This is a genomic window from Croceicoccus mobilis (assembly GCF_001661965.1).
In the GTDB taxonomy this organism is placed as follows: domain Bacteria; phylum Pseudomonadota; class Alphaproteobacteria; order Sphingomonadales; family Sphingomonadaceae; genus Croceicoccus; species Croceicoccus mobilis.
Genome location: NZ_LYWZ01000010.1, coordinates 1 through 12,177, shown reverse-complemented (window position 1 = coordinate 12,177; position 12,177 = coordinate 1). Strand labels below are relative to the sequence as shown.

Below are 12,177 nucleotides of genomic sequence, written 5' to 3'. Positions count from 1 at the left end.
GGCACCATGGTCGAGATCTTCACCACCGGCGGCGGCGAATACATCGTCAATGTCTTGAACGCCGTCGCCGCGTGGACCGGGGCCGGTGGCTACAAGAGCCTGATCCAGGTGGCATTGGTCATGGGGATGGCGCTTGCGGTCATTGTCGTCGCGTTCAACCAGGACTGGCGCGCCTGGCTCAACTGGTTCCTCGGCGCGACGCTCATCTACATGTGCCTGATGGTGCCGCGCATGGATGTGCAGGTCACCGACCGCGTCAATCCGAGCCTTGCACCGGCCACGGTCGCCAATGTCCCGCTGGGCCTAGCGCTCATGGCAAGCTTTACCAGCCAGGCGGGCGACTATCTAACCCGTTCCGCAGAGCTCGTCTTCGGCCTTCCCGACGATCTCAACTATTCGAAGAACGGCATGATTTATGGCGCTCGTCTGCTTGAGGCGACACGCTCGCTGCGCATTGCCGATCCGGAATTTGCCGCCAATTTCGATGAGCATATCCGGCAATGCGTGTTTTACGACCTGCTCCTAGGCCGCTACTCGATGAAAGAGCTGTCAGAGAGCAACGATATCTGGGCGACGATTGCGCCCGGCAGTGCCGCGCGTGCACAGCGCTTCGTAACCCGGCAGGCGGATGATAGCGTCACGGCCACGATCATCACCTGCCGCGAAGCATACACTGCGCTCTCCAGCCAATGGGCCGGGCTTATCGATGAGATGACGCAGGTCGCCGGGCGCCAGCTCTACCCCCGGGAGACCGAAGCGCTCGCGACGGCCAAGCTCATTGCCGACCTGCCGATTGCCTATCAGTACCTCACAGGAGTCTCGAAGGATGCAAGCAGCATCTTCCGCCAGGTTCTGACCATCAACGCCATGAACCAGGCGATGCATGGCTTCGCCGGAGCAAGCGGCGCATCGAGCGTCGATGTGTTCGCGCAGACCCGCGCCGATATCCAGACCGAACGGACCTATTCCTCGATCGCGCATAACGCGATGAAGTGGGTCCCGATCCTCAATGTCGTCCTGACGGTCGTATTCTACGCGCTCTTTCCGGTGCTCTTCCCGCTGTTCCTGATGCCCAAGACCGGACCGATCGCACTCAGAGGATACGTCACGGGCTTCTTCTATCTGGCAGCCTGGGGGCCGCTGTTCGTCATCCTGCACATGATCCTGATGCTCAAGGGCGCGAGCGATGTGGCGGCAGCGGGCGGCGCAACCGGTCTCAGCCTCGCGACCTTCTCCGGCATGACCGACGTCAACAACGATATCGGGATCCTGGCCGGTTATCTCGTTGCATCGATACCGTTCCTTGCAGGCGGCGTCGCCAGGGGCGCGCTCGCAATATCGGGCCAGGCAACGAGCTACCTCAATCCGAGCCAGAACGCGGCAGAAGAGGCGGCGCGCGAAGCGAGCACCGGCAATGTTTCGCTCGGCAATTCCAGCCTTGAGAACTCGAACGTGTTTTCGCGCCAGTTTGCGCAAGCCAGCCTCGCGCCCAACATTGGCTACGGCGCCGCGCAGACGCGAGCCACGGGCGAAAACGGCACCCAGACCACCGGCTTCGCTCAAGCCGAATTCGCCACCGTGCCGACCTCGAGCTATCCGTTTACCCCGACACTCGGGCAGGACTTCTCGAGCCGGCTTGCGACCATGGCTAGCCAGAGCCGCGGCCAGAGCGAGACATTCTCGAACCTTGCCCAGCAATCAACGAGTTCGGCTGTCACCCGCTTCAGCGAGTTGCGCGATGCCTACACCCGCTCGCGCTCGAACGAGAGCGTCAGTGGCACGTCAACGAGCGACAGCATCGGCAGCGCCTTCAGCGAAGTCGACAACGCCTCGAAGACACTCCAGCAGCAATTCGGGCTTTCGCGCCGCGCGGCCGATGACATCACCGTATCCTGGTTCTTGAACGGGGATGGCGCTCTAGGACTGAAGGGAGAAAAAGGCGCTGGCTCGGCGAGCATAGGTGTTAAGGGAGGACGCAACCAGAGCTGGACCGATAGCGATATCGGGATCGCTTCAGAAGACCGCTCGCGCATCATGGGAGCGCTGCGCCAGATCTCGGACAGCCGTAGCTGGTCGAGCACGCGCGAGGGCTTCTTGCGTGAGACAAGCTCAAGCTCCGAAGCGCTGGTGTCCAGCAGCTCGGCGGGGATCTCGACTTCGATCACCGAAGCGCAGAGCTACACACGCGAAGCGCGCCGCGCCGAAGAGATCGCCAGCCGGCTCGAGAACCAGGCAAGCTGGTACGAAAGTGCCAATGCCGCAGGCACTCTCAACCTCAGCCAGGCCTATCGCGAATGGGGCATGGCGGAGATCGAGGCTAACCGGGACTACTACGGCCCGGTCCGCTTTGACGACATCGACTTCCAGATGAGCGCGCGGGGCCAGCAGCTCCAGGCACGGTTCGTCGAAGGCTATGCGGACCGGCTCAACGACGAGATCTCGGGCGACCTGGTTTTGCCGGCCTCTGCGTCCATCGCTCGGCCCTCAGTGAGCAGCGCCGAGAGCGTCCGGGGATCAGTGCGGCTTAGCGGTGTGCCGGGAAGCCTGAACGCCCCGTCCAGCGAACGTGAAGACATCGCCCGCGATGTCGATCGGGTGCAGCAACAGGGAGATCGACGGATCGGGACCGTGAAAGGCTACCTCGATGGCAAGACCCGCGATGCGAAGGGAGCCTCTGCCGAAGCGGCGGACGATGTGAAGGAATGGTAGGATGCTAAAGGATGACGTCGTGCACAATTACGAACACGACAAAAGCTGCCAATGCAGCAAAAATCACAATCAACTTGAGCCGTCCCCAAGGGTCAGCCCAAGTCTTTTTCCAGGTGTAGGAAGTGAGACGATTCTCGGCGATGGCCCGGTCGACTTCACGAAGACCTTCCCAGTCCTGCTTGCCACCAGTGGGATTCTTGTCTGGATCGCTCATGGCTCATTCTCCTTCGGGGGTAAATCGGCCCTCTCCCCTCTAAATCATCTCAACGCATCGCTGAGAAAATAGCCAAGAAGCATCTCGAAAGCGAGAACGCTGTCTTGGCCTGCAGACCCGAAAATTCATTGCGTCGAAGATCGATCAGCTAAGCCAGGCCGGCGAGCTCGACGGGGCAAAACTCTGGCAGGATGTTGCAGGTCGCTATTATCAGCTTGGCGAGCGCACTCACCCTCACTCTTGATGCAGTCGGGATCGGTACTCTCAACCGACTGTAGATACGCTTCCAGCCGCTCGAGGGTTCTGCGGCGCGGCTTACGCCCTTGCCTGAGGTCGAGTACGAATCGAGGATCACCGACTGCCCGCCTACCGAAGCGTGTCGCCGAAATATGACGATCTTTCAGATACTTTTCGATCCGTTCCAGCAAGGTCATGACCCTTTCGCTCCGACTCGCAAATCCCTTGTGTTCTTGTTATGTTCTTAGTAGGTTCATATCGGCGAGTCTAGGAAAATTCCTACGATTGAGATTCGAAGGACAGACAGATGGAACACGTCAGGGAAGAACTCGACCGGTTGATCCTCAAGGGTGGATATGGCTACGCTTCGATATCGCGGCTGCTCGGCCGCAACCCCGCTTATGTACAACAATTCATCAAGCGCGGCTCTCCGAGAAAGCTCGATGACGAAGACCGAAAGACACTCGCCTGCTTCTTCGGCGTAGATGAGCAAGTGCTCGGCGGTCCCGCCAACCCGGTCAATGATGGCATGGTAGAGATACCGGTTCTCGATGTCGAAGCATCTGCCGGCTTTGGCGCGGTCGCGTCTAGTGAGACCGCACACACACGGTTCGGGTTCGATGAGCGGTGGCTGCGGCACCTGACCTCGGCCAAGAGCGCCAGCCTGTCGATCGTCGGCGTAAAGGGTGACTCGATGGAACCCACGCTCAGCGATGGTGACGAGGTCCTGGTCGACGCGTCAGACCATGGCTCACGATTGCGCGATGGAATCTACGTCCTGCGGGCTGATGATGCGTTGGTCGTGAAGCGTATCGCCATCAAGCCGGGTGGCCGCCAGATTACCATTGCCAGCGATAATCCTGCTTACCCGACCTGGCACGACATGGATCGGTCGGAGGTTCACGTGGTGGGCCGGGTTATCTGGTTTGGCCGAGCCTTGTAGCGGCAGGACTTGGGCCGCAAGCGGTTAATCCGGTTTCGAGAAAACTGACGCGATAGCGGTCATCGGTCAGAGAACTTTCCCCTTCAGCAATTCTAACCAAGCCAAGAAGATCCAGGTGGTCGGCTTGTCATACGGTCAAAACTGTCCTCCTCGGTGTCGCTTCCATGCCCGCTCCAGGATGGAGCAGGGCCGAGATGCAACAGTGTGTAGATCGTGTCATAGCGCTCCGAAACAAAAGTCTCTTCGATGCACGGCTCGTTTAGCCATCCAAGAGCATCATGCTCAGCTTTACCCTTGCCGTTTTCCAACAGATGCGGTTGAGCGGCCAATGACCTACTTGGCACCTCGACTGGCGGCATGTTCGCGGTCTTAATGTAGGCTCCGGTGCGCAGCGCCTTTGGGCTTGAACGCGCCCACAAGATGTAACCATCTCGTGACACCACGAGCAGGGTCCGACGCTCACTGAACTGCAACCAACGCAAGGTCGCTGCCGAAAGCGAGACCCCATAACGATCTGCGCATGCGCCGAGGTCTTCAAAGGCAGGCTTGCTCTTCGGTGGAAGCTGCCTTGCGAAGTCGTCACGGGGCATTAGCAAGCTTGCTGCAAATTCGTTCGCTTCGTGCTCGATCTGGCCATAGGTGCTATCCCATTTCGCCATATCCTCTGCGCTGCATTGCAGGCCATCGGGAAACTGGTGCCTATGGACGAGATAATGGCCAAACTCGTGGGCGAGGGTGAAGTTGATTCGACCCGGGGACTTGATCTCCGAATTGTAGATGATGCCCCAGCCCTTCTTGCCTGCCGGGGCCTTGTAGAGCCCGCCTTCAAAACGATCGAGGCTGGCACCCTTGATAAGCGTGACCGGGTCATTCGGGAAAACCTGATGCGAATAGTCCTTCGCTAGAGACTTCACATCTACAGGAAAGCGATCGCCACCGTCACGAGCATTGAGAAGCAGGGTCAGGTCGATGGCCCAGCGTTGCGGCGACTTACCGTCCATTATTCGCTATCGTCCCACATGTCAGCGATCTTGCGGATTTTTTCGCGCGTCTCAGCGGGCATATTTCTGTATTTTCTATAGAATTGCGCATCGACTGCATCAGCTTCAGTAACCTTGTTTTCGTCGTCGAGCAGATATTCGATTGTCACTCCCAGCTGTTCGGCAATCTTCGACAGCTTTTCGGCTGATGGTCGCGGTGGATTTTTGTTCTCCAGTTCCCATATATAGCTCTTGCTCGAGCCGGTTAGCTCCGCGAGCTTGTCAAGCGTCAGCTTCTTCTCTTTCCGCAGGTCGCGAATCTTATCGCCCAAGATGTTGACCACAAGCGGCCCTCCTCAAAAAATTCGGTGTAGGCGCACATTAACTTCTTGACTTCCGATTTTCAAGCGATAGATATGATTTCCGGAGTAGGCGTATTTTCTTTGCGCCGAAGATGTTAAATCGCGAGGGATCCGTCAATGAGCAAAGGTCCGAAGAGCCACCACGTGGTCCCCAATCCGAGCGGGGGATGGGATGTAAAGAGGGGTGGCGCCAGCCGCGCCAGCACGCACCATGACACGAAACGCGAAGCGATTGACCGCGGCCGTGACATTAGCCGCAATCAGAACTCCGAATTTCGCATCCACAACCGGGATGGTAAGATTGCCCGTAGCGATAGCCACGGCAATGACCCCTGCCCACCGAAAGACAGGAAATAGCGACTGGAATAAAGCGCGAGGATGAAATCTGGTCGCTTGACCGGGTCATGGAGAAGGTTGAATGCCCAAAGTTACTTTCTTTCCAATCGGAAATGCCGATACCTGCCTCATCGAACTCGATAACGACCGTCGTACGCTCTTCGATTTCGCGGACATGCGCAATCCTGACGATAAAGACGACAAGCGCTGTGATCTTGAGGGAGAGATACGCGCCCGGCTCGATGGCGGCAACGAGATCGATGTGGTGGCTTTCACGCACCTCGACACGGATCACTGCAAACGCGCTAGCGAGGTCTTTTGGTTGAACCACGCGGAAAAGTACCAAGATGATGACCGTATCAAGATAAAGACGATGTGGGTCCCGGCAACGGCAATCCTTGAGGAGGGGGTCAAGGGCCAAGCACGAACGCTGCGCTCCGAGGCGCGGCACCGCTTCATCGAGGGCGAAGGCATACGAGTCTTTGGTCGTCCAGATGCGCTCAACGACTTCCTCAAGGAGCGTGGTATTGACCCCGCTAAGCGGCGTAACCTTATCAGCGACGCAGGCACTCTTGCCCCGGAGTTCAATCTTGCGGCTGACGGCATCGAATTCTTCGTACTGTCACCCTTCGCCGAGCATTGCGAGGATGACACCTACAAGCGCAACGACACCGCGATCTTTATGCAAGCGACCTTCGACGTCGACGAGCGCTTGACCCGGCTCCTGCTTTCGGCGGATGTTGGGCACGAGGTCATCGACGACATCATCCGGATCACGCGCAAGAAGAAGAATGACGATCGGCTGATCTGGGACATCAACAACGTCCCGCACCACACTAGTTACCTTTCGCTCGCTGCAGAGAAGGGCAAAGACGAAACTGAACCGGGCGAGCGTATCGCATGGCTCTATGAGGATCAGGGCACCAAAGGTGCGCTGCTGGTTTCGACTAGCTGCCCCATCCCTGGGAATGACGACAGCGATCAGCCTCCACATCGCCAAGCAGCGAACTACTACAAGCGGGTCGCCAAGGGGCACGACGGCGAATTTCTCGTCACCATGGATCATCCAAGCAGCACGAAGCCAAAGCCTCTCGAAATCGAGATCGGAAAGAAGGGCTTCAGCGTGACGAAGAGCGCGGGAGGTTCTGCCGCGCTGCTGACCGGTGCTGCGCCGCGGGCGGGCCGTGGCGGGCGCTGAGGCTGACACACCCCGATCGCAGCGAGCGCGGGATCTACTCTCTTATCTGGCACAGGATTCGGTTCCTGCCTTTGCCAGGCTTCAGGGTAGCGACTTCAGTGGTGCGTTCGACCAAGTCGACCTGGTCGTGCAGCCCGAGCTGGTGCAGGATAAGGCTGTCGACATTAGGCACAAGGAGCCGGTGCGCCTCCTGTTCTGGCCCGACGATGAATACCCGCCGAGCGTCTTTTCCCGACGAGACAACTTTCCAATCGATAATGTCCATACCAACTTCGCGGCAACCGGCGATGGTCTTAGCCTCTGTATCTGGGAGGAGAACTGGGCCGATCTAAAGCGCGGGCTGACGGCGCAGGCACTCGTCGAACGCATCCGCGACTGGTTCGCGCGCACCGCACGCGGCGAGCTCCACCAAGAAGGCCAGTCGCTCGAACCACTGATCCCTTCAACGGCTAACACACTCATCCTGCCATCCGGGGTTCCACCCGAGAAGTGTTACGTCCAAAAGGCCATCGAGAGCGCCGGTCGCTATACACTCCTGCTTGGGGCTTCCGAGACCAGGGATACTGGCTTCGTTGAGTTCTCTCTGTTTCAGGAGACAGTCGAACCTCAGGTGCACGGCGCGCTCCACGCGCGGCCGACGACACTCGGCGAGCTCCGGGATCTTCTAGAGCCAATGGGCACAGATATCTCCAAAAAGCTCGGCGATTGGATAGTCGGGCGGATGGCCGGCAATGACGCGATGGCTGTCCTGCTAATCACCATCCCAAAAAAGAGCTCGGCTGAGGCTGAGGTCGAAGCGTTCGAGGTCATAGCCTTCTCGCCAAACGTAAGACTGCATGAGCTCAGCGTGCTGATTGGGCGAGCCGAACGCACTCCAGAAGGTGCATTGGGCGTCCTCCTGGGCGGTGCCGAACCCGATTTGTCAGCGATCAAACTCCATGGCTGGCGAGTCGTCAATCGCATCGATCGCAGCCTCGCGCGACTCTATTCAGGAAACGCCGCCGAACGCGATTTTAAGCTCGTGGGGATTGGTGCAGGCGCGATCGGCTCGCATGTCATGGCGAATACCACCCGGGCCGGGCTTGGTACTTGGACTGTCGTCGACGACGACGTGTTGCTGCCGCACAATCTCGTGCGGCAGGTCCAAACCAACGATATGATAGGCTGGCCGAAAGCAGAGACTCAGCGCGCTTTGCTCGATGCCATCCTCGACGAAGACGGCTGCAAAGCCATTATCGCAAACATACTCGATTCCGGCAACGAGCGCGCCGCCATCGATGAGGCGCTCGCAGAAGCCGACCTCACGGTCGATTTCAGCGCTTCTCCCGCAGCGCTTGGCTACCTTGCCGATGCCGAACCCGCAGCGCGGGTCGCCAGCCTCTTTTTCAATCCCGACGGATGCGACCTCGTGCTTCTCGCCGAGGACGGGAATCGCAGCGTACGTATCGACGAGATCGAAGCGCAGTATTTTCTCGCTGCGGGAACCTGTCGCCCCTTGATGAGACATCTCGGCAGTGCTCGTCTCGACATGCTGCGCTATGCGAATGCCTGCCAAGATCTCACTAGGCCCCTGCCTCCCTGGCAGGTTCAGACCCTAAGCGGGATTGCTGCCGGCCAACTGGCCACAATTCTGTCCGACGCCGATCGGTCGCGGCTCCACCTTTGGAGACTCAATCCGGAAAATGGGTTGGTCTTGCCTTTCAGTGTCACGGTGTCGCAGGTCTCGCGTCATGCGCTGGCGGACTTTCGGGTCTCGGTCTCTCAAAATGCGGTAGCAGCGATGCGAACGCTGAGAGAACGAGCGGCGCCGAACGAAACAGGCGGGGTTCTTCTCGGTTCCTTCGACCTCTCCCGCAGTGTGCTGCACGTCCTAGACGCGCTTCCCGCTCCGCCCGACAGTCGGCAGTCACCGACATACTTCGAGCGCGGCGCGAAGGATCTTAAGCCGCATGTCGATGCAATCCATCTACGCTCGGCAGGAACCATCCAATATGTCGGCGAATGGCATAGCCATCCAAAGGGCGTGAGCGCCCGACCGAGCGGCGATGACGAAGGAGTATTCGCTTATCTTCAAGCCCATATCGAGCCAACCGGTTCACCCTACGCCATGTTCATATGCGGTGAAGTCGATACTTGGTTCAGGGTTGGCTGGTCGGGCTGCATAAGCGGCGAAGGGACTATCGACCATGCCGCAGGCTGATCCGACCGTTGGGACCCGGCCGGACATCGGCCTTGCGCTGTCAGGCGGTGGATCCCGGGCAATGGCGTTCCATCTTGGGTGCCTGCGCGCCCTTCATGACGAAGGCTTGCTAGACCAAGTCGCTACGATTTCAGCGGTGTCGGGCGGCAGCGTCCTCGCCGCCCTCTACTGCCAAACGCCGGGGGATTTCGCAACCTTCGAAGTGAAGACTCAACAGCTACTTAAGCGTGGATTCTTGCGCCCAGCCATTTTGCAGGCGGTGTCATCTTTCGAGGGATTGAAGGCGCTCGCGAATTTTGCAGCGGTTGGCACTGATCGTCTGCTGGCATTCGTTGTGTGTCGCGTGCTTGGAGGTCTCCGGCTTCGCAAGCGGTTCAAAAGCAGTTGGTTGGCGCAATCTTCGATCCGCCGGAGCGCCAGCCGCACGACAATTTTGCGGAAGGTGTTCAGCCAGGTTTTCGCTCATCAGACTTTGCCGAGCCTGCGGAAGGATCGACTGTCAACGGCGGAGCAAAAGTCGGCCATTCGGCGGCGTAAAACCAGGCCATCGTGTTACATGCCGGGGGGAGTGGCGTGAGGGCGTAGCCCGAGGGCCACTCCCCCCGGCATTGGTGTAATTTTCAGGGTCTGGTTTTGGCCTTGCGGGCCCGGCTGTGCGCGAGGCGATAGCTTTCGCCGTTCATCTCGAGGATGCTGACGTGATGGGTCAGGCGATCGAGGAGCGCGCCTGTGAGACGCTCAGATCCGAAGGTTTCGGTCCATTCGTCGAAGGGCAGGTTGCTGGTGATGAAGGTGGAGCCGCGTTCGTAACGCTGGGAGATCAGCTCGAACAACAGTTCGGCGCCGGTCTTGGAGAGCGGCACAAAGCCCAGTTCGTCGATGATGAGCAGCTTGTATCCGGCCATCTGCTTCTGGAAGCGCAGAAGACGGCGCTCGTCGCGGGCCTCCATCATTTCGCTGACCAGCGCTGCCGCGGTGGTGAAGCCCACCGACAGTCCTTTCTGGCATGCTGCCAGTCCGAGCCCCAACGCTACGTGCGTCTTTCCGGTGCCTGATGGCCCCAGAGCGATGGCGTTCTCACGCCGCTCGATCCACTCGCAGCGCGCCATCTCGAGCACCTGCATCTTGTTGAGCCTGGGGATGGCGGCGAAGTCGAAGCTGTCGAGGCTTTTGACGGCGGGGAAGCGCGCGGCCTTGATGCGCCGCTCGACCATGCGACGCTCCCTGTCGATCATTTCCATCTCGACGAGGCGGGCGAGGAAGCGGATATGATCGACGCCTTCAGCGGCACATTGCCGCGCGAGCTTGTGATGCTCACGCAGGCACGTAGGCAGCTTGAGCGCCTTGAGATGGTGAGCGAGAAGGATCTCCGGGGCCTGATCGCTCATGCGGCCTCCTGCCGGTCGGAGAGCAGGCTCAGATAGGCTCTGGCAAAGGTCTTCTCGACCGTGGTGCGTGGCAGGAAGGGATAGACGTCCAGGTCCAGCCTGGGCGGTACGCGTTCGATCCGGCACAGGACGAGGTGCTTGACGGCATCGAAGCCGATGGCGCCAAGATCGATGGCCTGTTCGACCGCCGCCTGGAGATCGGCGAGGGTGAACGTTTCCAGCAGGCGCAGTACCTGCACATATTCGCGCCTGCCATGTTTGTGCATGCGCCCTTCCATCAACCGCTGCAGTGTCGTGAACGCTTCGGGCAGGTCCCAGCCCTGCAAAGGCGCAGCCTGGTCGAATGCGTTGATCTTCTGCTCGATCAGCGGGAGATAATGGAGCGGGTCGAAGACAACCTCCTCGCGGGCATAGCAACGAGGATGACGGGCGATGACTTCGCTGCGGCAGCCGATCACCACCTCATCGACATAGGCCCTGATCCAGACCTCCTGATGGCCCCAGGCCACCGGAACCGAATAATCGTTGGTCCTGTAGCGCACCAGGGATTGCGAGGAGACCCTCCCGCCTTTCTGATCGCAGGCCTCGAAGGGTGTAGCGGGCAGAGGCTGCATGGCCGCGAGATCGCGCTGCAGCCGCTCACCGATCGTCTCGCTCTGCCCGCGCACCTTGTCCTGCTGGCGCTTGCGGCATTGCTCCTCCAGCCACAGGTTGAACGCCTCCCAGGTCGGGAACTTCGGGATCGGCACCATGAAGTTGCGCCGGCAATAGCCTACCAGCCCCTCCACATTGCCTTTCTCGTTCCCCTTGCCCGGGCGAGCATAGCGGTCGCGGATCACGTAATGTGACAGGAAAGCGCTGAACAGCGTGGCACGCTGCCGCGTGCCGTCGGGCAGGATCTTCGTCACAAGGCAGCGATCGTTGTCATAGACGATCGAGCGCGGTACCGCGCCGAAAAACGCGAAGGCATGCACGTGTCCGTCCACCCAGGCCTCCGCCACCGCCGCCGGATAGGCCCGCACATAGCAGGCATCACTGTGCGGCAGATCGAGCGCGAAGAAGTAGGCCTTCTGCTCCACCCCGCCGATCTCCACCAGCGCTTCCCCGAAATCGGCCTGCGCATCTCCCGCAGGGTGCGCCAGCGGCACGAACATCTCCCGGCTGCGCTGTTCGCGCTCCCGGATGTAATCCTTGATGATCGTATAGCCGCCGGTGAAACCATGCTCGGTGCGCAAACGGTCGAATACCCGCTTCGCCGTATGGCGTTGCTTGCGCGGGACACTGCGGTCACCCTCAAGCCATCCATCAATGATCGCCACAAACCCGTCCAGCTTCGGGCGCTGCGGTACGGACTGGCGCCGGTAACCCGGCGGCGATGAAAACGACAGCATCTTGCGTACCGTTTCGCGCGACACATTGAAACGCTTCGCCGCCGCCCGTTGGCTCATGCCATCCGCGCAAGCCAGACGGACCTGAAGATAAAGTTCCACGCTGTAGATCCCCACACCTCCCTGACTCGGCAGAAAGGCTTCAAGGTGGACGACTTTTACGCCGCCCGCAGCAGGACTATCCCGCCGCTACCGTGGTCGAATATTGCTCCGCCGTTCTCA

At 59.7% G+C, this 12,177-nt stretch carries 12 protein-coding genes; 7 read left to right on the top strand and 5 right to left on the bottom strand.

The window, feature by feature from the left end:
- The first annotated feature begins 6 nt into the window (after nucleotides 1-6).
- Complete coding sequence (locus A9D13_RS02550; protein WP_066769736.1) at nucleotides 7-2,709, top strand: conjugal transfer protein TraG N-terminal domain-containing protein; 2,703 nt, start codon at nucleotides 7-9, stop codon at nucleotides 2,707-2,709.
- A 4-nt stretch (nucleotides 2,710-2,713) separates the two neighbouring features.
- Here the strand turns inward: A9D13_RS02550 and A9D13_RS02545 are convergent, their stop codons facing one another.
- Nucleotides 2,714-2,923 carry a hypothetical protein gene (locus A9D13_RS02545; protein WP_066769723.1) on the bottom strand — a complete coding sequence of 70 codons (210 nt, stop codon included), beginning with the start codon at nucleotides 2,921-2,923 and terminating at the stop codon, nucleotides 2,714-2,716.
- A gap of 109 nt (nucleotides 2,924-3,032) precedes the next feature.
- Here A9D13_RS02545 and A9D13_RS21385 point away from each other — a divergent pair, with 109 nt between their 5' ends.
- Complete coding sequence (locus tag A9D13_RS21385; RefSeq protein ID WP_373288791.1) at nucleotides 3,033-3,167, top strand: DUF6961 family protein; 135 nt, start codon at nucleotides 3,033-3,035, stop codon at nucleotides 3,165-3,167.
- 300 nt (nucleotides 3,168-3,467) lie between these two features.
- Nucleotides 3,468-4,103, top strand: coding sequence for a S24 family peptidase (locus A9D13_RS02540; RefSeq protein ID WP_066769721.1), 636 nt, complete (start codon nucleotides 3,468-3,470; stop codon nucleotides 4,101-4,103).
- 92 nt (nucleotides 4,104-4,195) lie between these two features.
- On the opposite strand, the gene A9D13_RS02535 is transcribed toward A9D13_RS02540, so the two are convergent.
- Together A9D13_RS02535 and A9D13_RS02530 are read right to left on the bottom strand one after the other, a co-directional pair.
- Entirely contained in the window at nucleotides 4,196-5,104 is a 909-nt protein-coding gene (locus A9D13_RS02535; protein WP_066769719.1) for an ImmA/IrrE family metallo-endopeptidase, read from the bottom strand.
- Nucleotides 5,104-5,427: a helix-turn-helix domain-containing protein gene (locus tag A9D13_RS02530; RefSeq protein WP_066769717.1), complete on the bottom strand. Its 324-nt coding sequence runs from the start codon at nucleotides 5,425-5,427 to the stop codon at nucleotides 5,104-5,106. Before A9D13_RS02530 ends, A9D13_RS02535 begins: the two co-directional genes overlap by 1 nt.
- A 135-nt stretch (nucleotides 5,428-5,562) precedes the next feature.
- Here A9D13_RS02530 and A9D13_RS19980 point away from each other — a divergent pair, with 135 nt between their 5' ends.
- From A9D13_RS19980 to A9D13_RS02515, 4 genes are all read left to right on the top strand, one after another.
- Complete coding sequence (locus tag A9D13_RS19980) at nucleotides 5,563-5,802, top strand: DUF2188 domain-containing protein (RefSeq protein WP_082922044.1); 240 nt, start codon at nucleotides 5,563-5,565, stop codon at nucleotides 5,800-5,802.
- Nucleotides 5,803-5,863: 61 nt separating this feature from the next.
- Nucleotides 5,864-6,979, top strand: a complete 1,116-nt coding sequence (locus A9D13_RS02525; RefSeq protein ID WP_066769709.1) for an anti-phage 6A-MBL system MBL-fold protein — start codon at nucleotides 5,864-5,866, stop codon at nucleotides 6,977-6,979.
- Nucleotides 6,966-9,179, top strand: a complete 2,214-nt coding sequence (locus A9D13_RS02520; protein ID WP_082922046.1) for an anti-phage 6A-MBL system cap2_3 protein — start codon at nucleotides 6,966-6,968, stop codon at nucleotides 9,177-9,179. The genes A9D13_RS02525 and A9D13_RS02520 overlap by 14 nt, the downstream gene beginning before the upstream one ends.
- The gene (locus tag A9D13_RS02515; RefSeq protein ID WP_066769703.1) at nucleotides 9,166-9,756 is read left to right on the top strand and encodes a patatin-like phospholipase family protein; all 591 of its coding nucleotides are present in this window, start codon (nucleotides 9,166-9,168) and stop codon (nucleotides 9,754-9,756) included. The genes A9D13_RS02520 and A9D13_RS02515 overlap by 14 nt, the downstream gene beginning before the upstream one ends.
- Nucleotides 9,757-9,799: 43 nt before the next feature.
- Here the strand turns inward: A9D13_RS02515 and istB are convergent, their stop codons facing one another.
- Complete coding sequence (gene istB, locus A9D13_RS02510; RefSeq protein WP_007686288.1) at nucleotides 9,800-10,567, bottom strand: IS21-like element ISSsp5 family helper ATPase IstB; 768 nt, start codon at nucleotides 10,565-10,567, stop codon at nucleotides 9,800-9,802.
- Nucleotides 10,564-12,057, bottom strand: a complete 1,494-nt coding sequence (istA, locus tag A9D13_RS02505) for an IS21 family transposase (RefSeq protein ID WP_011950768.1) — start codon at nucleotides 12,055-12,057, stop codon at nucleotides 10,564-10,566. Before istA ends, istB begins: the two co-directional genes overlap by 4 nt.
- Nucleotides 12,058-12,177 lie beyond the last annotated feature (120 nt).